General features: G+C 50.8%; 20 protein-coding genes. 1 reads left to right on the top strand and 19 read right to left on the bottom strand.

Annotated elements, in window-relative coordinates; genetic code table 11:
- Nucleotides 1-38: 38 nt before the first annotated feature.
- The 7 genes from M3661_RS04950 to M3661_RS04920 form a co-directional block, all read right to left on the bottom strand.
- On the bottom strand, nucleotides 39-977 hold the full coding sequence (locus tag M3661_RS04950) for a helix-turn-helix transcriptional regulator (RefSeq protein ID WP_251482702.1): 939 nt from the start codon (nucleotides 975-977) through the stop codon (nucleotides 39-41).
- An 8-nt stretch (nucleotides 978-985) separates the two neighbouring features.
- Nucleotides 986-1,378 (bottom strand): cupredoxin domain-containing protein, encoded by a 393-nt coding sequence (locus M3661_RS04945; RefSeq protein ID WP_021256640.1) that lies wholly within the window; start codon nucleotides 1,376-1,378, stop codon nucleotides 986-988.
- Nucleotides 1,379-1,707: 329 nt separating this feature from the next.
- Nucleotides 1,708-1,995 (bottom strand): stage VI sporulation protein F, encoded by a 288-nt coding sequence (locus tag M3661_RS04940; RefSeq protein WP_021256641.1) that lies wholly within the window; start codon nucleotides 1,993-1,995, stop codon nucleotides 1,708-1,710.
- 168 nt (nucleotides 1,996-2,163) lie between these two features.
- Nucleotides 2,164-4,212 carry an ATP-dependent DNA helicase RecG gene (gene recG / locus M3661_RS04935; protein WP_251482700.1) on the bottom strand — a complete coding sequence of 683 codons (2,049 nt, stop codon included), beginning with the start codon at nucleotides 4,210-4,212 and terminating at the stop codon, nucleotides 2,164-2,166.
- An 18-nt stretch (nucleotides 4,213-4,230) separates the two neighbouring features.
- The gene (locus tag M3661_RS04930) at nucleotides 4,231-5,109 is read right to left on the bottom strand and encodes a DegV family protein (protein ID WP_065290286.1); all 879 of its coding nucleotides are present in this window, start codon (nucleotides 5,107-5,109) and stop codon (nucleotides 4,231-4,233) included.
- Between the two features lie 23 nt (nucleotides 5,110-5,132).
- The gene (locus M3661_RS04925; RefSeq protein WP_065290338.1) at nucleotides 5,133-6,836 is read right to left on the bottom strand and encodes a DAK2 domain-containing protein; all 1,704 of its coding nucleotides are present in this window, start codon (nucleotides 6,834-6,836) and stop codon (nucleotides 5,133-5,135) included.
- A 54-nt stretch (nucleotides 6,837-6,890) separates the two neighbouring features.
- Nucleotides 6,891-7,250: an Asp23/Gls24 family envelope stress response protein gene (locus M3661_RS04920; protein WP_021256645.1), complete on the bottom strand. Its 360-nt coding sequence runs from the start codon at nucleotides 7,248-7,250 to the stop codon at nucleotides 6,891-6,893.
- A 170-nt stretch (nucleotides 7,251-7,420) separates the two neighbouring features.
- Between M3661_RS04920 and rpmB the strand changes: the two genes are divergently transcribed.
- Nucleotides 7,421-7,609: a 50S ribosomal protein L28 gene (rpmB, locus tag M3661_RS04915; protein ID WP_005548278.1), complete on the top strand. Its 189-nt coding sequence runs from the start codon at nucleotides 7,421-7,423 to the stop codon at nucleotides 7,607-7,609.
- A 325-nt stretch (nucleotides 7,610-7,934) separates the two neighbouring features.
- On the opposite strand, the gene spoVM is transcribed toward rpmB, so the two are convergent.
- The 12 genes from spoVM to coaBC all read right to left on the bottom strand — a co-directional run bounded on the left by spoVM (nucleotide 7,935) and on the right by coaBC (nucleotide 21,303).
- Nucleotides 7,935-8,015 carry a stage V sporulation protein SpoVM gene (spoVM, locus tag M3661_RS04910; protein WP_019424875.1) on the bottom strand — a complete coding sequence of 27 codons (81 nt, stop codon included), beginning with the start codon at nucleotides 8,013-8,015 and terminating at the stop codon, nucleotides 7,935-7,937.
- A 167-nt stretch (nucleotides 8,016-8,182) separates the two neighbouring features.
- On the bottom strand, nucleotides 8,183-8,578 hold the full coding sequence (locus tag M3661_RS04905) for a hypothetical protein (protein ID WP_251482698.1): 396 nt from the start codon (nucleotides 8,576-8,578) through the stop codon (nucleotides 8,183-8,185).
- Nucleotides 8,532-9,209: a ribulose-phosphate 3-epimerase gene (rpe, locus tag M3661_RS04900; RefSeq protein WP_251482696.1), complete on the bottom strand. Its 678-nt coding sequence runs from the start codon at nucleotides 9,207-9,209 to the stop codon at nucleotides 8,532-8,534. The genes M3661_RS04905 and rpe overlap by 47 nt, the downstream gene beginning before the upstream one ends.
- A gap of 1 nt (nucleotide 9,210) precedes the next feature.
- Nucleotides 9,211-10,128, bottom strand: a complete 918-nt coding sequence (gene rsgA, locus M3661_RS04895; protein WP_251482694.1) for a ribosome small subunit-dependent GTPase A — start codon at nucleotides 10,126-10,128, stop codon at nucleotides 9,211-9,213.
- A gap of 60 nt (nucleotides 10,129-10,188) precedes the next feature.
- A complete protein-coding gene (gene pknB, locus M3661_RS04890; protein WP_251482691.1) occupies nucleotides 10,189-12,339 on the bottom strand; it encodes a Stk1 family PASTA domain-containing Ser/Thr kinase in 2,151 nt (716 codons plus the stop codon).
- Nucleotides 12,336-13,109: a Stp1/IreP family PP2C-type Ser/Thr phosphatase gene (locus M3661_RS04885; protein ID WP_065290284.1), complete on the bottom strand. Its 774-nt coding sequence runs from the start codon at nucleotides 13,107-13,109 to the stop codon at nucleotides 12,336-12,338. The genes pknB and M3661_RS04885 overlap by 4 nt, the downstream gene beginning before the upstream one ends.
- A 6-nt stretch (nucleotides 13,110-13,115) precedes the next feature.
- Nucleotides 13,116-14,168 (bottom strand): dual-specificity RNA methyltransferase RlmN, encoded by a 1,053-nt coding sequence (gene rlmN / locus M3661_RS04880; RefSeq protein ID WP_028531234.1) that lies wholly within the window; start codon nucleotides 14,166-14,168, stop codon nucleotides 13,116-13,118.
- 213 nt (nucleotides 14,169-14,381) lie between these two features.
- Entirely contained in the window at nucleotides 14,382-15,779 is a 1,398-nt protein-coding gene (gene rsmB, locus M3661_RS04875) for a 16S rRNA (cytosine(967)-C(5))-methyltransferase RsmB (RefSeq protein WP_251482688.1), read from the bottom strand.
- Nucleotides 15,776-16,726 (bottom strand): methionyl-tRNA formyltransferase, encoded by a 951-nt coding sequence (gene fmt, locus M3661_RS04870; RefSeq protein WP_090511587.1) that lies wholly within the window; start codon nucleotides 16,724-16,726, stop codon nucleotides 15,776-15,778. The genes rsmB and fmt overlap by 4 nt, the downstream gene beginning before the upstream one ends.
- Nucleotides 16,727-16,729: 3 nt before the next feature.
- The gene (gene def / locus M3661_RS04865) at nucleotides 16,730-17,206 is read right to left on the bottom strand and encodes a peptide deformylase (protein ID WP_021256654.1); all 477 of its coding nucleotides are present in this window, start codon (nucleotides 17,204-17,206) and stop codon (nucleotides 16,730-16,732) included.
- A gap of 88 nt (nucleotides 17,207-17,294) precedes the next feature.
- Nucleotides 17,295-19,976 (bottom strand): primosomal protein N', encoded by a 2,682-nt coding sequence (gene priA / locus M3661_RS04860; RefSeq protein ID WP_251482686.1) that lies wholly within the window; start codon nucleotides 19,974-19,976, stop codon nucleotides 17,295-17,297.
- On the bottom strand, nucleotides 19,969-21,303 hold the full coding sequence (coaBC, locus tag M3661_RS04855; protein WP_072728824.1) for a bifunctional phosphopantothenoylcysteine decarboxylase/phosphopantothenate--cysteine ligase CoaBC: 1,335 nt from the start codon (nucleotides 21,301-21,303) through the stop codon (nucleotides 19,969-19,971). Before coaBC ends, priA begins: the two co-directional genes overlap by 8 nt.
- Between the last annotated feature and the right edge of the window lie 60 nt (nucleotides 21,304-21,363).

Here is a 21,363-nt window from a genome sequence, read left to right as displayed (position 1 = left end):
TACCCCTACTATACGCGAACGCTACTGACAACAGTATGTCAGTAGCGTTTTAACTGCTGCAATATTTTTTCTGCCTCAAGGCGGACAAGCTCTGTAAGCGACTCCGGTTCCAATACAACCGCTGCCGAACCCCAACCTAGAATCCATCCAATCACATCTTCGGGCTGTCTCACTCGCAATGTCACAAGTGCCCCTTCTGGATGTTCCTCCATGGTATCGATAAAGAAATATCCCTGCTCCTTCACACGCTCAGCCGCAGCGGCATGCAGAAGCACACGTACAAGGAGCTGGCGATCATCTGTCGGCTGATAGGACTGTAGGGAGAAGTCGGGCGGACGAGTGAATGATTCATCGAGCAGTTCTAAATCCTGTATTCGACTAAGTCGGAAATGTCTAAGTCCCTGTCTAAGATGACAATAAGCCACCATCGACCATGTTCCTTTGATATGCACAATCCCGTAGGGATCTACCTTGCGAATATGTTCTCTACGGCCATCGTCCCCTTGAACAGGCTTCACATAGCGGAAGCGCACACTTCGCTCCTCCATTACAGCACGCCGCAGCAGAGCAAGTCCTTCTGCATGCGCAGAATGGGCAATGAGCTTCAAGGAAGAGCGCATCCGTTCCGTATCCTGCCGTACCGACTGTGGCATGACTGATTCAAGCTTGCGCCGAACGGCCTGTATCGTATCTTCATGAGCCCTTCCGAACTGCTGCTCCATATAATCTACGCCAAGCAAAATCGCCTCTGCTTCCTCCGCTGTAAAATGAACAGGTGGCAGAAAATAGCCATCCATGAGCGAGTATCCTTGGCCGGGAGCTCCGATGATCGCAACCCCTGCTTCACAGAGCGCCTGAATATCGCGATAGATTGTACGGACACTCGTCTCGAATACAGATGCCAGATCTTCTGCACGCAGCGTACCTCTGCGCTGCAGCTCCAGTACAATCGCCATCATGCGATCCGTCTTATTCATCCCTAGCTTTACTCTTCAACAACAAGCTCGCCCTTCATTCCATCATGGCCAGAACCGCACATGATCGAACAATGGAACTCAAATGTACCCGCCTTATCTGCTGTGAACTCGGCAGTTGCGCCGTCTTCCTGCAGTTCTACGTTGTAGTCCTCCAGCTTCAAACCGTGCAGACCCTGCTTATTGCTCAGCGTCAGCTTCACCTTATCGCCCTTCTTCACCTTAATGGTTCCAGGTTCGAATTTATAATTCGTTGCCTTAATGGTTACCGCACCTGTCCCTTCAGAGGAAGTAGCCGTCCCCTCCAACTCTTTGGCGGAATCTTTCGCCGAACCGCAGCCAGCAAGAGATACAGCCAGCAGCATGGCAGCTAATGCAGCTGCGCCTATTTTCATCTTCTTCATGTCATTCGCCTCCACATAATTGATTAAGAAATGTCAATCATCTACAAACGTTATACCCCTATATAAGCATATTTTGCATGTACGGATCGCAAAAATATCGAAGTGTGCCGAATTCGTCACCATTGCAAGGCCATTTCGTGAGCAATGTACTCGATGATCATCATTCTCTACTATTTAGAATCCTCTCTAGACCTATATTGTGCTGCAATGAAGCCAAACCATATTAACCAGCATAAATCCGGCATAACGCACAAGAAGCCCAGTCCTCCTAAGAGAACTGAGCTTCTGCGTATAACTATAGAACCAAGGCTTCAAGAAAAGGGCGTGTATCAGCGGAACATCCCCCATAGCTTCAATAAATGGAACGTATTGTTCGGATCGATCTTCTGCGCAATGATAAAATCAGCGAACTGATCCTCCTGCTGGCTCGTTAGCGGCTCATTAAGCACCTTCGCGATTTGCTTCATCAAGCGCTTAATTGTCGCGCGATTTTGCAAATCTGCCTTACTCAATCCTTCGACAAGCTTTTTCACACGATCTTTCGTCACCGGATTTTTCAATTTCAGCTTTATTCGCTCCACCAGCTGTGGGCTAATGCCGTATTTTACATAACTCATGCGGGCAGCACCTCCAGAACATATCCTGCAAATCCATGCAAGTTCAAAAAGGTTGGTTATCAAAATCATGCGTTTTGAACAACCTCTAAACGGAATACTGTTCCAATATATGCTTGCCCGCTTGTCTACTATCCGCCCGTTTTCATTCTATCCGCACTATACCATCGACTAATCGAGAAGCTCCCCTTGGAATAGCTGCTCCTGCTGGGCAGCATCGCGGAGCGGGGCGTATTCAAGCGATGTCCAATATGCCTCAGATCGGATAAGCTCTACTGCATCATCCCGCGCCTGTTCCAGCACAGCGAAGTCGCTCGACATATCCGCGACCTTGAAGTCTGGCATCCCGCTCTGCTTCGTTCCGAAGAAGTCGCCAGGACCGCGCAGCTCCAGATCGCGCTCAGACAATTCGAAGCCATCGTCTGTTTCCGTCATAATGCGCATACGTTCTTGCCCAACCTCCGACTTCGGATCCGCAATGAGTACACAATAAGACTGATGCTCACCGCGTCCAACACGTCCACGAAGCTGATGAAGCTGAGACAAGCCGAAGCGCTCCGCATCCATCACGATCATGAGCGTCGAGTTCGGTACATCAACACCAACCTCGATTACAGTCGTCGATACAAGTACATGAGTTTCTCCTGTACTGAATGTGCGCATGACCTCGTCTTTCTCCGATGGCGTCATGCGGCCATGCAGCAAGCCAACATGCAAATCCGGAAAGGCCTGCTGCATTTGCACATGCACATCAATCGCATTTTGCACATCCAGCTTGTCCGACTCTTCAATAAGTGGACAAATAATATAGGCTTGGCGACCAGCAGATACTTCACGACGGATGAAGCCAAGCACCCGATCCATCATGTCATGCTTCACCCAGTATGACTTAATGGCTTTGCGTCCTGCAGGACGTTCACGGATTGAGGATACATCCATATCGCCAAATGCCGTAATCGCCAGCGTGCGCGGAATTGGCGTCGCCGTCATCAGAAGCACATCCGGATTCATCCCCTTGCGCCGTAATATACTCCGCTGATTGACACCGAACCGATGCTGCTCATCTGTTACGACAAGGCCGAGCTTCCGATAATGAACGTCATCCTGGATAAGCGCATGCGTCCCAACCAAGATATCGATCATGCCCATCTGCAAGGAAGCAAGCAGATCCTTCCGTTTCCGTCCAGTCAAGCTGCCGGTTAACAGCCCAACCTCAATGCCATGCGGTTCGAACAGTTTCGTTAGCGAACGCATATGCTGCTCCGCTAATATTTCTGTAGGCACCATGAGCGCTCCCTGATAGCCTGCACGTACGGTAGCGTACAGGGCAACAGCGGCAACAACCGTCTTACCAGAACCAACATCACCCTGAAGCAGACGGTTCATGCAGGTGTTGGCCCGCATATCACGTAAAATATCGGTTATAGCCTTCTTCTGACCATCTGTAAGCTCGAAGGGAAGACTGCGGACGAACTCGCGAATTGTCGCATTATCCACCTCATGTGCAACGCCGTCGGCGCGCTCGCGAGTCACTGCACGGAATACATGCAGCTTCAACTGGAATAGCAGCAGCTCCTCGTAGACCATTCGTCTTCGTGCTTGCTTGCCTTCCTCCGCATCTTGCGGCATATGCATCGCTCGTACTGCCAGCTTGCGCGGCATCAGTCGATAGCGCCGCATCAATTCCGGGGGCATTAGCTCAGGAATTGCTTCTCCGAACTGTTGGAGCGCTTGGGTGATCGTCTTGCGCATCCATGTCTGCGTAATCTTGCTACCAACCGAATAGACCGGCTGCAAGGTATTCTTACGCCCTCCCCCACGGTCAGAGAATTCGGATGTCGACACCGTCATTTGCAGCCGGCGTTGATCCCACTTCCCTGTCAATACAATCTCCCGGCCTTGTGTCAGCTGCTCGCGCAAGTAATGGCGGTTGAACCAGGTGGCCGTAATGAGCCAATCTTCTACCATCACCTTGCAGGACAAGCGAGACTTGCCCCCAAATCGCTGAAGGACAGGAGCACTCATCACCCGTCCCTCAACAGTTACTTTCTCTCCATCCTTCAGTTCGCTAAGCGGACGAAGATGAAAATCATCATAACGATATGGAAAATAATCAAGCAAATCAGCAACGGTAGAGATGCCAAAGGCGTGAAGCTCTTGTTGTTTCGAAGCGCTCACGCCTTTGATCATCGTAACCGGACATTGTTTAAGTTCAATCATAATTGCACCACACTTACCCTATTGCATAGATTCGGCAGTATCCGTATCAGCGCGCCACATGAACACAGCGCCTACGCCTGTTCCGACGTGGGTGCCGATAACGGCTCCGATGGCCGTATATGACAAGGAGCGAATATCAAACCGCTCCTTAATCGCTTCCATTAGTTCATCTGTTGCAGATTGGTCACTCGTGTAGCCCATCACGACATGAACCGGATGGCCTCCGTGATCCCGCTCCAGCAGTTCAACGATGCGTGCAACAGCACGCTTATGACCGCGAACCTTGTCCACTGCACATACTTCACCTGCACGATCTACAGACAAGATAGGCTTAATGTTTAGCAGAGCACCGAACATAGCAGCAGCTTTGCCGATACGTCCGCCTTTATGCAAAAATTCCAATGAATCCACTAAAAAGTATAAAGAGCGCTCCGCTTGATAACGATCAATCATGGACAGTATCTCGTCCTTGGATTGACCTGCTTCCGCCATGCGGGCCGCCTCAACGACAATCAATCCAAATCCATAAGAGGCTGACATCGAATCAATAATTGTAATATCCGCCTCATCCTCGATCATACTCTTGGCGAGAACCGCAGATTGATACGTTCCGCTGAGCGCTGCGGACAAATGTATCGAAATAACTTGGGTGTCTGATTCTGTAGTCAAACGCTTATATACATCCAAAAACTCAACTGGCGAAGGCTGAGATGTTGTAGGAAGCTTGTCAGCCTGCACCAGCTTCTCATAGAACTGTTCCGCGGTAATCGTTACAGAATCTTTGAACATATCCTGACCGAAATGCACCTTGAGCGGAACCATCTCGATTCCGTAGCGTTCACGCACATCCTGCGGAATATCCGCTGTACTGTCCGTTACGATACGAATATGACTCATACAGAATCCCCCTCCACATTGTCCTACTCTACGGAGATGATATAGGAATAGATCGGTTGACCGCCTTGATGCACTTCTACTTCAGCGTTCGGATATTGCTCGCTGAGCCATGCAACAATCGCTTCCGTATCCTCGTCCTTCGCTTCTTCTCCTGTAAGAAGCGTCACGACTTCCCCATTGTTCTCCAACATCTTCGTCATCAGCTGCTGCAGCGTATCCGCAACCGATTCCGTCGTCGTTACGATCTTCCCGTTTACAATACCCATATAATGTCCGGCCTTAATTTCCAGACCATCCAACGTCGTATCACGCACCGCGTACGTCACTTGACCAGACGTAATATGAGCGATAGCGTCCTCCATCGCACAGCGGTTCACTTCCAAGCTCTCGTCTTCTTGGAAGGCGAATGCCGCTGCAATCCCTTGTGGAATTGTCTTGCTGACAAGTACTGTTACATCACGTTCCACGATTTCTGCAGCCTGCTTCGCAGCCATCACGATGTTAGAGTTGTTCGGCAAGATGAAGATATGCTGTGCCGAGATCGACTCAATAGCGTCGATGAAATCTTGTGTACTTGGGTTCATCGTTTGTCCCCCAGAAAGCACAACGTCTACGCCCAAGCTGCTGAAAATATCCCGGATGCCATCGCCCATTGCTACAGCGATAAAGCCATAAGGTGCAAGTTCTTCAGCTGGCGGCTCTACCAAAGTGGATTCTACAGCTACTTCCTGTACAGGAATTTCTGCGAATAATTCAGGCATAGCAGACACATCGCCGTGTTCGCCATGAATGATCTCACGGTGCTGCTCGCGCATATTCAAGATGTGCATTTGCGTCAGCTCTCCATACTCCATGGCCAGATCGAATACTTCACCTGGCTTGCGGGAATGAACGTGAACCTTAATGATCTCATCATCTGGAATCACAATGATCGAATCCCCATTTTTGGCAAGCGCTTTCCTGAAATTGTCTTCATCGAACGGCTTAGATACTCCGCGCGTACGATCAATGAAAAATTCCATATCATACAAGAACTCAATATCTTCCGTATGCAGCTTCGCTTGAGCAGAAGCATTCACATGCGGAGTCGCTGCTCCGGATGGTGTATGAACGGCTGCAGACGCAGTCGACTCATGGAAAGAACCATCTGCGGATTCCAGAACAGCCAAGAAACCTTCATAAATATATACGAGGCCTTGTCCACCGGAGTCTACAACGCCTACTTGCTTGAGCACGGGCAGCATATCCGGCGTCTTCGCCAATGCTTCCTTGGACTTTGCTAATACCTCACGCATAAACTCCGTCAAATCCGGAGTACGACGAGCAATTTGAACAGCGTACTTGGCTGTTTCCTTCGCAACTGTCAAAATCGTCCCTTCAACCGGCTTGACGACAGCCTTATAAGCGGTATCAACACCACTCTGCATCGCATGGGCGAACTGAACCGAGTTCACCTCATCCAAACCAGCAACACCACGGCTAAAGCCGCGGAACAATTGAGACAAAATAACACCCGAGTTACCCCGGGCTCCCATTAGTAATCCTTTGGACAAAACTTCTGCCGACTTGGCGATGGATGCAGACATCTTCGCTTTCAGTTCAGTAACGCCTGCTGTCATCGTCAAATTCATATTCGTTCCCGTATCCCCATCAGGTACCGGGAAGACATTTAATGAATTGACATGCTCTGCGTGGCGATTCAGACTGTCCGCACCACTTAGCACCATATTGGCAAATTGTGTTCCATTTAAAGAACGTATATTCAACGAATATTCCCCTTCCTAGCTTAATACGCGTACGTCTTGGACAAAGATGTTGACTTGCTCGACTGACAGGCCAGCTACATCATTCAATACATATTTCACTTTCTGTTGAATGTTGTGCGCCACTTCGGATATTTTCGTTCCGTAGCTAACAATAATATATAAATCGATATGTAGCGCATCTTGCTCCCGGCGCACTTCGACACCACGCGTCAGATTTTCGCGACCAAGCAGCTCAGCAATGCCGTCCTTCAACTGCTTGCGCGAGGCCATGCCCACAAGTCCATAACATTCCATTGCCGCTGATCCGGCGATGACTGCTACGACCCCTTCGGAAATATTCACAGCTCCGAGATTGGTATCCAATTGAATGGCCATGGTTGTTCCACCCCTTTTTGTGAGTATTATGGACTAATCAACATTGTACTATAATAGAAAACAGAAATAAACAAAGTTTTTGATTCAGTTGACGAGGCTTTTTCATATATGATATCATATTTGAGTATTTAATTGTATGAGGGTTGTTTTGGGATAAGGAGGTGTAAGGCATGGCTCGCAAATGTTATGTAACGGGGAAGAAACCTGGATCCGGTAATCACGTGTCGCACGCGAATAACAAAAACCGCCGCACTTGGGGCGTTAACGTTCAGAAGGTTCGCATCTTGGTAGATGGCAAACCTAAACGCGTCTACGTGAGCACACGCGCTTTGAAAGCAGGTAAAGTGACTCGCGTCTAATCCCATGTAAGATATACAAAAAGCACCTTGACGCGATCAGGTGCTTTTTTTCATATCGGGATGAACTCCTCATTGACATCGTTCAATGGGGAGTCTTTTTTGATTTGTCCTTATTTTACATGAAATGACATGAATTTTATGCCATCTCGCAGGAAACGGTCGGACCTCCGAACGGGACGGAACAACCGTTTCTGCTGCATGCCGGAACCCACTATCGATCATATATGTGCTGAGCCTGTTGCTCCGTTCCCGCTGCCCTTCATATACGAATACGTTCGGGTGGTGGATGATGGATACGGATTCAGCATCATGGCCGCCAGGAACGTCAGTTTTTTTGAAACGTATTTAAGATGGCCTTGACGAAACCTCCCAAGAACTTAGGCAGCTTAAACGTATAGAACTTCATACTCCACCCTCCTCGTCATCTCATCTACCCTACACTTCTATTCGCCGACATGTCCGAAAGACCCGTCATGATAAGAAAAAAGGTTACATGAGATCTGTGCTCATGTAACCACTATATGCCGACCCCACAAGCTCTATGCATGGAGAGCAAGCCCGATTCTGAAGGATTCAGGCAGCAGGCGTAGGCAATTGCTTCAAATATGTGACAACTGACATCATGAATAAAAAGATGAAGTAAAACAATACGGACAAGGATACAAACCAGATCCGAATGCTCTTGGTCTGATACCGCTTGAAGAACTTGTATCCAAGAAACAAAGCCCCCACCGAGCATACCAAGTTAATCGGAAAGGTCAAAAATGCATACAATCCTATTAGTGATCCGCACACAAAGCTGTACAGCGTCAGCATTAGCGCTGTTACCCACATGCTTTTCTCCCCTTTGCCACTCAGCAGCATCACGCGCGTTCTCCCACACGTATATCCCATGATGCCGCTGCGCAATCTAGTTGCCGTGTCACCCTCTTCTTGCTGCTTCGCGAAGCACACGAATCGCTTCTGCACGATCCGGTGCCCCATACACCGCGCTGCCTGCCACGAGTACATCCGCTCCCGCTTCTGTAACGAGGCCAGCTGTTTCTGCCGATATTCCTCCATCCACTTCAATATGGACGTCCTGTCTGCCAAGTTCGTTCAGCATTGTACGCAGACGCTTGATTTTATCCGTCATCGAAGAAATGAATTTCTGTCCGCCGAACCCTGGATTGACCGTCATGATGAGGAACAAATCCACATCACCGAGCAGCTCCTCAACAGCCGACAGCGAGGTGCCAGGATTCAACGCGACGCCTGCCTTGGCACCACATTCCTTAATTTGATGCACCACACGATGCAGGTGCGGGCAAGCTTCCGCATGTACGGTGATGACATCGGCTCCTGCCTTAGCAAAGTCAGGAACGTACTTCTCCGGCTCCACAATCATGAGGTGAGCGTCCAATGTCAGCTCCGTATGCGGACGGATAGCATCTACAATGAGCGGACCAAACGTCAAGTTCGGAACGAAGCGGCCATCCATCGCATCGATGTGGATCCAGTCGGCGCCACCTCGCTCTACGTCACGAATATCCTCCGCAAGCTTCGCAAAGTCAGCGGACAAAATGGAAGGGGCAATTCGGATGTCGTTCTGCTGTGTCATGTTAGTACCTCCGTTTTTTCTCTTTCATTTCCTCAAAAAATAGCACATAGTGCTCATAGCGGGATTTCGCAATATCGCCTTGCTCCAAAGCCATCTTTACCTGACAACCGGGTTCATGAATATGCGTACAGCCACGGAATTTGCAGCCGTCTGCATATGCTCTGAACTCGCGGAAACAGTCTCCAAGCTGATCAACGCCCAGTTCCAAGAAATCCAGCTGGCTGAATCCCGGAGTATCCGCAATATAGCCGCCACGGGGCAATGCAAGCAGCTCCACATGACGTGTCGTATGCTTGCCTCGACCGAGACGATGGCTGATCTGGTTCGTCTCCAGCGATACGCCGGGCAGCATCGCATTAAGTAGCGATGACTTGCCGACACCAGACTGACCCGCAAATACACTGATGTCTTGAATCAACTTGCTCTCCACTTCACTATAGCCATACCCGCCTCGGGCACTGGTAGAAATAACGTCGTAACCGACATTGGAATACAGACGAATTGTCTCTTCCATCTCCTGACGTGCAGCCGACTGCTCTGTCTCTGGCAACCCTTCGATGATGTCGCACTTCGTCAACACGATAACCGCATCAAGTCCCGCGTGCTCGATATGTACAAGGAACTTGTCCAGCAATTGGCGGTTCAATACGGGTTCAGCTACCGAGAAGACAAGCGCTGCCAGCCCCACATTCGCAATTGGCGGACGAATCAGCTCTGTCTTCCGCTTCTCAATCTGATCTACCGTACCTTCTCCATTATCCGTCATAGAGAAGGTGACGCGATCCCCGACAAGCGGGGACACGCCTTTCTTCTTGAAAATGCCGCGGGCACGGCACTGAACGACCTCTTCATCTGTAGACTCATCGGGCCGAACATAATAGAAGCCGCTCAGCGCCTTTACAATTAAACCTTCTGGCATATATGCTCCTCCAAGCTCTTCACGTTCCTGCTATTCATTGCACGGCAGCGAGGCCAACTATTAGTTCCCAGTTTCCTCACCGCCTGTCCCTGCCTCTCCGTTCTGTCCATCTGTTCCATCCGCAGGAGGAGTGACCCCTTCGCCATTGCCTTGGCCGCCTCCCTGTTCTGGAGTGCCTCCTGGCGGTGTAGTAGCCGGAATATCAGGAGGTGGTGGGATGTGTACCGTTCCCTGCTTCGCATCGGTATAAGAGACAGGATAAGCATCTACGAATTTGCCGTCACGCTCAAAGGACACAGCTCCATCCTTATTTGGTGCAAGAATAAGCTCCACATTGAACGTTTTGGCCGTCGAAATGGTCTCTGTTCCCCATTCCCTCTTCTCGCCGCGGGCATCCGTATAATAGATCCGAATCTTGCTCGACTTGCCTTCCACTTCCGGATACACCGTTAACGGGAACGTATATCGCAATGCCTCAGGCGGATAGCCTGAGCTAATGTAGATACGAACTTCCGCACCCTTCGTCACCGGATCATTTGCCTCGTACGGCTGCTGCTTAATTACCTTGCCTTGTTCTTCATAACTCGGCTCTTCCACAACCCCGTCCCTAGCCAGCTTCAGTCCACTCGATTCAATCGCGGCAATGGCCGCTTCCTTGGTCATGCCTTTCAAGTTCGGCATGCCGAACGATTCCTTGCCCTTGCTGACCATAAGCTGAATCGTTGTCTTCTTCGGATCGACCTCCGTATTCGGGCTAGGAGACATGCTGACGACCAGACCTTCTTCCAACTCATCATCATAGACGAGCTTCTTCTCAATCTGTGAATTGTCAAATCCTAGATCTAACAGCTGCTGTACGACATTGTCGACCGACTTCCCCTTGTAATCAGCAAGCTTCACAAGCGGGGTGCCTTTGCTCACATATAAGCGAATGGTCGAGCCTTCCTTCACCATCGATCCAGGGGGCTTGCTCTGGTCGAAGATTTTCCCCGCCTCGAAGCCTTCCTTATATTCCTCAATTACAGGATCCTCAATCTCAATCTTGAGAGCGCCCAGTTCCTTCTGGGCCTCTTGTAACGTCATGTTGATCAGTTTCGGAACTTCAATATCCTTCACAACAAGCACACTCTTCACGTAATACACTACACCGATTAAAATCGCTAGGAATACAACTGTCACACTTGCCCAAATCGCAGGCTTTACCCAAGACTTGCGCTTGCTTGCTCCAGCTGCAGCAGATGATGCCGAGCGCTCAGGAGGCTTTCCCGTCCTCCCCTGAGGGCTAGCTGCATGATCTGACGTCGTGGAGCGAATTGCAGGCATCACCCGCGTTTCTTGATCGTCATCATAGACAGGCCGCGGCTTGAATGTAATTTTGGACTCATGCAGACGTTCAGGCAGCAAGCATGTCTCCAGATCACGCATCATCTCGGCTGCGGATTGATATCGTTCAGCAGGATTTTTGCGCATCGATTTCAGAATGACGTTCTCCACGCTCTGAGGAATATGCGGATTAACCACTCTTGGTTCATCGAACGGCTCCTGCAGATGCTTCAGCGCCACGCTGATCGGGCTCTCCCCGAGGAACGGAAGCTTGCCGGTAAGCATCTGATATAACACAATCCCCAGCGAGTATAAGTCAGACTTCTCTCCTGTCGACACGCCCTTCGCGTGTTCTGGAGAAAAATAATGAACCGAGCCGACCACAGATCCAGTCTGTGTGATCGTCGACGAAGTAACCGCGCGTGCAATCCCGAAGTCTGTCACCTTGACGCGGCCGTTCCGGCCAATTAAGATGTTATGCGGTTTAATGTCGCGGTGAATAATATGATTCTGATGGGCATGATCAAGCGCGTCACAGATTTGCGTAGTGATTCGCACCGACTCGTCAACCTGCAGGGGAGCCCTCTCCAGAATAATCTCGTTCAGATTATGCCCTTCCACATACTCCATAACGATAAAGTGAGTATCTTCTTCCTGTCCAACATCATAAATGCTGACTACATTTGGATGAGACAACGATGCAGCAGACTGCGCCTCCCGGCGGAATCGGCGAATAAACTCTTCATCATGAACGAACTGCTGGCGCAATACTTTGACTGCTACATAGCGGTTCAGCAAATTGTCAAGCGCCTTGTACACAAGCGCCATGCCGCCTCCACCAATCCGCGTAATGATTTCATAGCGACCAGACAGTATGGTGCCAATCATGAGCTACCCCCCTCTTCCACAACGCTGTTCTCCAAACGATCCAGAAGGACAATCGTGATGTTGTCATCCCCCCCGGCATCAAGCGCTTGTCCGAGCAGACGATCCGCCTTGACAGGCAGCGGGAGCGAAGGATCAATGACAACTCCCCATATTTGTTCAGCATTCAGCATATTCGTCAATCCATCACTGCATAGAAGCAGCACATCTCCAACACGAATTTCAACAGACAGCAGATCCACTTCCACCTGCTCGTCCGTTCCGAGCGCACGAATAAGTACATTGCGCCGCGGATGACGCTCTGCCTCCTGTGGCTCGATCTGACCGCGCTTCACCAGCTCATTGACTAGTGTATGATCATCCGTCAGCTGCTTGATTCCACTGCGATTAATCACATAGGCTCTACTGTCGCCGATATACCCGATAAATCCTTTCCAATCGGATTTATCGAAGAGGGCCGCGACAATTGTCGTTCCCATGTGATGATACTTCTCATCTTGAGAGGCAATATGAAAAATTGTTTGGTTCGCTCGGATAATCGCCTGTTCAAGCGCACTGCCCAGCATCTCCTGATCCAAATCACCTGGCAATGCTGACAATTCAGATATAACCGTCTCGACAGCAAGTCGGCTTGCAATATCTCCCGCCTGATGTCCACCCATTCCATCGGCTACGATAGCTGCGTAATAGCCGTTCGACAACTCGGACAGGAAAGCACGGTCTTCATTGACCGCACGGACGCGTCCTACATCAGAACGTTGTACAGCTCTCATTTTCGATCACCTCGCATTAGACTCCATATGCTTCGCTCGCAATTGTCCACACGCTGCAGCAATGTCATGCCCCTGCTCCCGGCGTATCGTCGAATTAATACCTCGATCCTGAAGCGCACGGTGGAATGCAAAAATATCGTTGCGAGGGGTACGTACATAATTCCGCTCCGGTACATAGTTGACCGGAATCAAGTTGACATGTGCGAGCATTTCCATACGTTTCAATACATCTGCAAGTTCTTCCGCATGCTCAACCTTATCGTTCACACCGCCAATAAGGGCGTATTCGAAGGTTATACGGCGTCCAGTCTTCACTTGATAATGCTTGAGCGCCTTCATCACTTCCTCGAATGGGAATCTGCGGTTAACGGGCATAAGCTTCGAACGCAGAGCATCATTCGGCGCATGAATTGAAATCGCCAAGTTGATTTGCGTATTCTCGTCAGCAAATTTGTAAATGCTTGGCACAATGCCGCTCGTTGATACCGTAATATGACGTTGTCCGATGTGCAGCCCCTTCTCATGGATCATAATGCGCAGAAACGCCATCGTCGCATCATAATTTTCAAACGGCTCTCCCGTCCCCATAATAACGATGCTGCTCACGCGCTCTTCGGATTCGTCCAGAATTTTCTGCGCAGCGACGACTTGGGCTACAATCTCGCCCGCTGTCAGGTTCCGCTTCAACCCGCCAAGCGTAGAGGCACAGAAGGTACAGCCTACACGGCATCCAACCTGGGTCGTTACACAGATGCTGTTCCCATAACTATGCTTCATAATGACAGTCTCAATCGCATGATCATCGTGTAGTCCGAATAGGAATTTATACGTTCCATCCTGCGATTTCATGTGTGTAATTTCTTTCAGTGTTACAAATTGGAAGCTGTTCTCCAACTTCTCACGAAGCGACTTGGACAAGTTTGACATCCCTTGGAAGTCATCCACACGCTTCACGTATAGCCAATCAAAAATTTGCCCGGCACGGAATGCCGGCTCTCCTTGCTCCTTCAACCATTCTTGAAGCTGTTCAAATGTTAGATCGTATATAAATGGTTTCATTCGTTTGTTCAACCTCTACCTTTCCTCAATCATGCAGTTCGATTTATTTTACCACAAATGGGCGGAATGCTAAAAGCGCGTGTTGCAAGCAGCAGATCTTCCCTGCTTGAAAAAGAAAGCCGCAACGTTCAAGAAGCCTCGTCTTGAGCGTTGCGGCGTATGCTTCACACCCTATGCAGGTATCAACATCATGCGATTCGCACGATGAAATGCTTACTTGCGCTTCTTCAGGCAAGCGATGAAGAAGCCATCCGATTCCGCATCATGCGGCAGTACCTGCAGCATGCCTTCCGGGCTCCGCTTCAGTGCCGCGGCGAGGGGCTCCGCTGGAAGAGCCGCCTTCCACGCATCATCCAGTTCCCAACCTTCCTCAGCAGCGTATGCTAGGAAGCGGCGAACCACATCCTCATTTTCCGCACGCTCAACCGTACAAGTTGAATAGACGAGGCGTCCGCCTGGGCGAACCAATTGAGCTGCCTGATCAAGCAGCTCAGCTTGAAGGGAAGCAATAGATGCTACGTCCTCAGGACGCTTGGCCCACTTAATGTCCGGCTTGCGTCGAATGACACCGAAGCCTGTGCACGGTGCATCGAGCAGCACTGCATCAAAGCTGCCAGAAGGCAGTTCGCGGCTTAGTGTGGACGCATCCACATTCATCATCGCTACTGATGTCAAGCCAAGACGTTCAGCCTGATCTGCGATGAGCGCCACCTTATGAGCATGAACATCATTAGCCACTACCTCACCCGTATTGCCCATTCGCTCCGCAATATGTGTCGTCTTGCCTCCAGGAGCTGCACAGCAGTCCAGCACTCGCATGCCAGCCTCAGGACGAAGCGCCTCAACGACGAGCATGGAGCTCTCATCCTGTACAGACAGTTCGCCATTGCGATACCACTTGCTTAACGCCAGATTCCCTGCGCCCTCAGCTACGATTCCATCTTTGGAGAGTGAAGAAGGCATTGCATTCAAGCCTTCCTCCTTCATATCGGCAAGCAGCTTCTCACGATTCGTTCGCAGCGCATTTACACGTACGCTACCGTGCGGAGGACGATTGTTCGCCTCACACATCGCTGCTGTGTCTGCTTCCCCGTAAGCATCGACCCAGTCGGAGACAAGCCAAGCCGGATGCGAATGCTCCCATACAATTCGTGAGACCGGATCTGAACCAGCAGGAGTATCCCATAAATTCGGCTCGCGCATAATCGCTCGCAACACTCCATTAGCGAAGCCGCCCATGGACTGTCCACCGCGTCGCTTCGCAATCGTAACCGCTTCATTGATGGCGGCATGGGCAGGAATGCGATCCAGATAATGCAGCTGATAGGCTGTCATGCGCAGCAGATTGCGCATCCACGGCTTAAGCTTGGACAAACCACGCTGCACCTTCTGCTCCAGCACACCATCAATCGTATTCAATCGCTGAATCGTTCCGTATACAAGTTCTGTCGCCAGACCTGCGTCAACTCGCGGTAAATTCGCTCCTTGGAGTGCCTGGTTCAATTGCAAATTGCTGTAGGAGTGCTCCTTCTCCACTTGAACAAGCACCTCGAGCGCAACATCGCGTGCTGTCTTGCGCTTCTTCGCGCCTCCCGAATGCTGCTCGCTCACTTCAGCACCATCCCTTGCATCATCTTGCCGCCGCGAACGAATTCGCTAGCAGCCATTGCCTTCTTGCCTGCAGGCTGAACCTCGGTCAGCCACAATGTGCCTGCACCTGTCTGAACCTCAATGCCGCGTGGGCTAAGTGTCAACACAGTTCCCGGCTCCTGCGATCCCTTGGATGCATCAGCCTCTGCCTTGCTCGGCGCCTCACAAGCCCACACCTTGAATACCTCATCGTTCCACAACGTAAATCCGCCAGAGAACGGTACAAGGCCGCGAACCTGATTGAAAATCTCACGCGCAGAGTGTGACCAATCGATCTTCTCATCCTCGCGCTTCAAGTTAGGGGCGTAAGTTGCTTCCTCATGAGGCTGCGGTATCGCCTGGATACGACCTGCGATTAGATCCGGCAGCGTATCGATCAGAAGCTGTGCTCCTGCAGCGCTTAACTTCTGGAACATCGTGCCAGCATTATCCTCATCCGTAATCGGCACTTCAATCGGTCTGATCATATCGCCTGTATCCATGCCTTCCGCCATATACATAATCGTTACACCAGTCACCGGCTCGCCATTCATGATAGAACGCTGAATTGGCGCACCTCCACGATACTTCGGCAAAAGTGAACCGTGTACATTAATACAGCCGAGACGCGGAATATCAAGCACAGACTTCGGCAGAATCTGTCCATAAGCTGCAGTAACAATAAGATCCGGCTCCAAAGCGCGAATATCCTCTATCGTGGTAGAAGTACGAAGCTTCTCAGGCTGCCATACAGGAATCCCATGCTCCAACGCAGCAGCCTTCACTGGTGTAGGCGTCAGCACACGTTTACGCCCTACCGGACGATCCGGCTGAGTGACCACCGCTGCAACTTCGTACCCTTCTTTTAACAAATTCTCCAAGCAAGGAACCGCGAACTCAGGCGTCCCCATAAATACAATCTTCGTCATCATTTATTCCCTGCCTTCGCGGGGCACCTCATATACCCGTTCTGCAATTTCGGTGAACAATACACCGTTCAAATGGTCGATCTCATGCTGGAATGCACGAGCCAAGAAATCTTCAGCTTCGACCGTAATTTCACGGCCATTGCGGTCAAGCCCTTTTACCGTGATTTTCTGATGGCGGAGTACGTCCCCATTGATTCCTGGAATGCTCAAGCAGCCTTCTGGTCCAAGCTGTTCTCCTTCCGCAGACAGGATAACAGGGTTCACCATCTCGATCAATCCATGCTCATCGCCGACATCTACAACAATGACACGCTTCAAGATACCGATCTGCGGTGCAGCAAGTCCGACACCTTCAGCATGGTACATCGTATCTGCCATATCTGTCAGCAGCTTCTGAATATTCGGCGTAATCTTAGGAACTTCCTTTGCTATTTGATGCAAAACCTCATCTGGTTCGTGTACAATAATTCGTAATGCCATCGGGCACACCTTCCTTTTTGAATCGTTTATTTATAGTTTATTCACCATATACGCTGATGACGAATGCTCCAGTGCTTTATATTCATCTCTACATCATCATTTGCGGGTCGATATCTACATTGAACCATACATCCTGTTCTTTGGATACCATGTCGAACTCCTTCATCGCATCTGCCATCAAAGAGGACAAATCAACATTTCCTCTGCTCTTGATAATGCATTGGAACCGGTAGCGGTTCTTAATTCGCGGAATTGGAGAAGCAACTGGCCCCAAAATTTCAACCGCATTGGCTGCTTCGTTCAGCCCATGAAGCCATCCTCGCTGCTCAGCCAGCTCCTTCAGCCGCAGGGCAGCGTTCTCTGCGACACGCACGAGCAGCGGCAGCTGTTCATGTGTCATAGAGAGCAAGGCCAATCGACAAAAAGGCGGAACCATCTGCTGCATTCTATGCCTTAGCTCATCTGAGGCGAAAGCCGAGTAATCATGCTGGGCAGCATGGGTAATGGAGTAATGTTCCGGTGCATAGGTCTGCACAATTACTTCGCCTGGCAGCTGATGTCTGCCTGCACGGCCTGCGACCTGCGTAAGAAGCTGGAATGTCTTCTCCGCCGCTCGGAAGTCCGGCATGTGCAGCGCAGAATCCGCAGCGATAACACCTACCAATGTCACATAAGGGAAATCAAGTCCCTTCGCGACCATCTGCGTCCCCAGCAGTACATCTGCCTTGCGTTCACCGAACTGGGCAAGCAGACGTTCATGCGATCCCTTCTCCGTCGTCGTGTCCACGTCCATCCGAATGACACGTATGCCCGGAAATCGCTTGGCTAGCTGCTCTTCAACACGCTGTGTCCCTGTGCCAAAGTAGCGTATATGCTCGCTTTCGCATGAGGGACAGACGACTGGTGCCCGTTCCGCGTACCCACAATAATGACAGCGCATATGCCCAGACTTCATATGATAAGTCAGAGAAATATCACATTCAGGACATTGGGCAACATACCCACACGTCCGGCACATCACGAATGTGGAGTAACCACGCCGATTCAACAGCAGAACTGTCTGCTCTCCCCGTTCGATCCGCTCCTCCAGCGCCTTCTCCAGCGGAGCGCTGAACATCGAGCGATTGCCTATCTTCAGTTGCTCACGCATATCCACAATCGTCACGGGAGGAAGCGCTCTGCCGCCAACGCGAGTCGGCATGGCCAGCGGAGCCAAATCCCAAGCAGGCGGCTCCAGCCCTGACGGCGGAGCTTCATATCCATGAAGCTTGGCCGCGTAATACGTCTCCATAGAGGGCGTCGCTGATCCAAGCACAACAACGGCGTCATGCAGTCTAGCTCGCTCTACGGCCACATCGCGGGCATGATACTTCGGTGTCTCTTCCTGCTTATAAGAGGTTTCATGTTCTTCATCCATAATGATAAGACCGATATGCTCAAATGGAGCAAATATGGCAGAACGCGCTCCAATCGCAACCTGAACGCGCCGCTCTCGTATTTTCCTCCACTCATCGTAACGCTCCCCTTGGGACAGGCGACTGTGCATAACAGCCACCTTTGAGCCGAATCGTCCCTTGAACCGCTCTACCATTTGAGGGGTCAGTGATATTTCCGGTACCAGCACGATCGCTTGTCTGCCGGAACGGAGACAGCGGTCGATTGCCTGCAAGTATACTTCTGTCTTGCCGCTTCCGGTCACACCGTGGAGAAGAAATGATTGTGCAGAGCCCTCATCCAGCATTTCGGTAATTCGGCTTAGAACGCTCTGCTGCTCTTCTGTTAGAGGCAGCGGCTGAGTCGGCTTGAAGCGCCGGTCGGCGTATGGATCACGCATAACCTCAACCTCGTCGACGACGACCAGTCCTTTGCCTTCCAAGGCTTTCACCGCAGAAGCATTGAGCGAGCGAAGCGGAAGTTCCCCGCCGAATTCAAGAAGCTGCCGAAGCAATTCCTGCTGACGGCGAGCGCGAGCGCCAATCTCCACCGCTGCTTGCTCAGCCTGATCCGGTTCCACAGCAAGGCGAACACGCTTCAGCTTCTTCACGCCGATACGATCTTTAATTCGCTCCGTCTCCACGAGCCACCCGTGCTGCATCGCCTCTTTGATTAGGGCGGCTCCGGCTGGGAATGCCTGCAGCAGCTTATCGGCAGCGATTGGCTCGTTCCGTTCTACATAAGCAAGCAGTTCAGCGGTGAGGCTGTCCGCAAGCAGTTTATGAGGCATAAGCTCAAGTTGATCGGGAAGCTGTGAGTCCACAATTGAAGGATCGTCAGCCTTCATCTGCTCTTCATGAAGGCGTGTGTGATGCATATACAACACCGCATCTTCCCCAAGTTGAACGGCCTTCTCCCGTTTGCCCTTCATTGCGCCAGGAATCATAACCTGCAGCGCTGCCGTCAAAGTACATACATAGCGGTCACTCATCCACTTCGCAAGCTGCACCAAATCAGGACGCAGAGGAGGGACAATGTCGAGCAGCTGCTGGATGGGCTTCAATCTAGACTTCGGCACATCCGTCGTATCTGACAGTCCGATGACGAATCCTTGTACGCTTCTCCCGCCAAAAGGAACCCCAACTCTGCTGCCAATTTCGAGCCATGCCTCCATATCCTGCGGCACTGCATAATCAAATGGGCGATTCGTTGCCTTGCTAGATACATCAACAATGACCTGAGCCACATTGCAGCGAGTTCCTTCATCCAAGACTGTGGCCCCCACCGCATGGAACAAAGGCTCATGTGCAGGCATCCAGTCATGTTCACTACTCAATCGGATGCACCTCTTCAGCGCCTGCCAGCACCCGGGTCGGATCCTTCATTCTCGATGCAGCCAACTGCAATATACGCTTCGCAACCCCGCTCTTCGCCATAAGCGGAATTCGTTCTACAAGACCTTCCGCGTCATAAATCGATACCTCATTGTTATCAGATCCAAATCCACCTTCTGATCGCGATACATCATTCGCAACGATGAGATCAAGCCGTTTGCGGCGCAGCTTATCTGCCGCGTATTGATCAACATGCTCCGTCTCTGCGGCAAAGCCAACGAGGAATTGCTTCGACTTTTGGCGCCCAAGCTCTTCTAAAATATCCGGGTTCCGTTCCAACTCAATGATGAGACGTTCCCCAGTCTTTTTCAACTTTTGAGGTGCCCGTGCGACCGGACGATAGTCCGCAACTGCTGCTGTCTTCACAACCAGATCAATCTCTGGATAGCGGCTCATGACTTCCTCGTACATATCCTGTGTGGATTCCACGCGGACAATCGTTACCCCTTCTGGCGGGCATACTTGCGTTTGTCCTGCTACTACGACCACCTGAGCCCCCATATTTCGCGCCGCCTCTGCGATAGCAAATCCCATCTTGCCTGAGGAATCATTCGTTATATAGCGAACGGGGTCAATGCGTTCAACAGTTCCACCTGCTGTGACAAGTACCGTTTTGCCATATAGAAGCAGTTCTTCTTGTGCAGCAGCTTCTGGCGGTACGCCAGAGCCATTCGCCTTGACGCTTGTCATCACATTGCTCGGCCCGAATCTCTCAGGCAGCTTGTTGGAAGCCATCCACTGTTTGAGCTGCTCGATGATATGCTCGGGCTCTGCCATTCTTCCCTTGCCTGTATAACCGCAGGCGAGGAGGCCCTCTTCTGGCTCTATGAAGTGGACTCCACGCTCGCGCAGCATCCCCATGTTATGCTGAACTGCAGGATGGACATACATATGTACATTCATCGCTGGCGCAACAATGACAGGAGCCGTCGTTGCAAGCAGCGTTGTCGTCAGCATATCATCCGCAAGCCCGTGTGCCATCTTCCCAATTACATTCGCTGTTGCAGGTGCTACCAGAATCAGATCAGCCCGATCCGCCAAGTCAATATGAGAGACGACAGATGCATCCCTCTCGTCAAACGTATCTGTATATACGAGATGACGAGATAGCGTTTGGAAAGTCAACTCGGTAATGAATTCCGTTGCCGATTTCGTCATAATGACGTGAACCTCTGCACCTTCCTGCTTCAGCTTGCTGCACAAGGCAGCAGCTTTATAAGCGGCAATGCCTCCAGTAACTCCGAGCACTATCGTTTTCCCTTGCAACATTGTATCCCGCCTTTCCGTTCAGCCTACATGCCGACATCCCCTTAGCCGCTAGCGATTCAT

Origin of the sequence: Paenibacillus sp. MER 180, assembly GCF_023713665.1 — a bacterium.
Taxonomy (GTDB): domain Bacteria; phylum Bacillota; class Bacilli; order Paenibacillales; family Paenibacillaceae; genus Paenibacillus_B; species Paenibacillus_B suaedae.
Note: the sequence above shows the minus strand (reverse complement) of the source record. Positions and strands in the feature narration are given on the sequence as shown.

What these genes read in the sequence shown, in the direction of transcription:
- M3661_RS04950 (WP_251482702.1), bottom strand. Translation starts at nt 977, where the DNA reads ATGAATAAGACGGATCGCATGATGGCGATTGTACTGGAGCTGCAGCGC.
- M3661_RS04945 (WP_021256640.1), bottom strand. Translation starts at nt 1,378, where the DNA reads ATGAAGAAGATGAAAATAGGCGCAGCTGCATTAGCTGCCATGCTGCTG.
- M3661_RS04940 (WP_021256641.1), bottom strand. Translation starts at nt 1,995, where the DNA reads ATGAGTTATGTAAAATACGGCATTAGCCCACAGCTGGTGGAGCGAATA.
- recG (WP_251482700.1), bottom strand. Translation starts at nt 4,212, where the DNA reads ATGATTGAACTTAAACAATGTCCGGTTACGATGATCAAAGGCGTGAGC.
- M3661_RS04930 (WP_065290286.1), bottom strand. Translation starts at nt 5,109, where the DNA reads ATGAGTCATATTCGTATCGTAACGGACAGTACAGCGGATATTCCGCAG.
- M3661_RS04925 (WP_065290338.1), bottom strand. Translation starts at nt 6,836, where the DNA reads ATGGTGCTAAGTGGTGCGGACAGTCTGAATCGCCACGCAGAGCATGTC.
- M3661_RS04920 (WP_021256645.1), bottom strand. Translation starts at nt 7,250, where the DNA reads ATGGCCATTCAATTGGATACCAATCTCGGAGCTGTGAATATTTCCGAA.
- rpmB (WP_005548278.1), top strand. Translation starts at nt 7,421, where the DNA reads ATGGCTCGCAAATGTTATGTAACGGGGAAGAAACCTGGATCCGGTAAT.
- spoVM (WP_019424875.1), bottom strand. Translation starts at nt 8,015, where the DNA reads ATGAAGTTCTATACGTTTAAGCTGCCTAAGTTCTTGGGAGGTTTCGTC.
- rpe (WP_251482696.1), bottom strand. Translation starts at nt 9,209, where the DNA reads ATGACACAGCAGAACGACATCCGAATTGCCCCTTCCATTTTGTCCGCT.
- rsgA (WP_251482694.1), bottom strand. Translation starts at nt 10,128, where the DNA reads ATGCCAGAAGGTTTAATTGTAAAGGCGCTGAGCGGCTTCTATTATGTT.
- pknB (WP_251482691.1), bottom strand. Translation starts at nt 12,339, where the DNA reads ATGATTGGCACCATACTGTCTGGTCGCTATGAAATCATTACGCGGATT.
- M3661_RS04885 (WP_065290284.1), bottom strand. Translation starts at nt 13,109, where the DNA reads ATGAGAGCTGTACAACGTTCTGATGTAGGACGCGTCCGTGCGGTCAAT.
- rlmN (WP_028531234.1), bottom strand. Translation starts at nt 14,168, where the DNA reads ATGAAACCATTTATATACGATCTAACATTTGAACAGCTTCAAGAATGG.
- fmt (WP_090511587.1), bottom strand. Translation starts at nt 16,726, where the DNA reads ATGACGAAGATTGTATTTATGGGGACGCCTGAGTTCGCGGTTCCTTGC.
- def (WP_021256654.1), bottom strand. Translation starts at nt 17,206, where the DNA reads ATGGCATTACGAATTATTGTACACGAACCAGATGAGGTTTTGCATCAA.
- coaBC (WP_072728824.1), bottom strand. Translation starts at nt 21,303, where the DNA reads ATGTTGCAAGGGAAAACGATAGTGCTCGGAGTTACTGGAGGCATTGCC.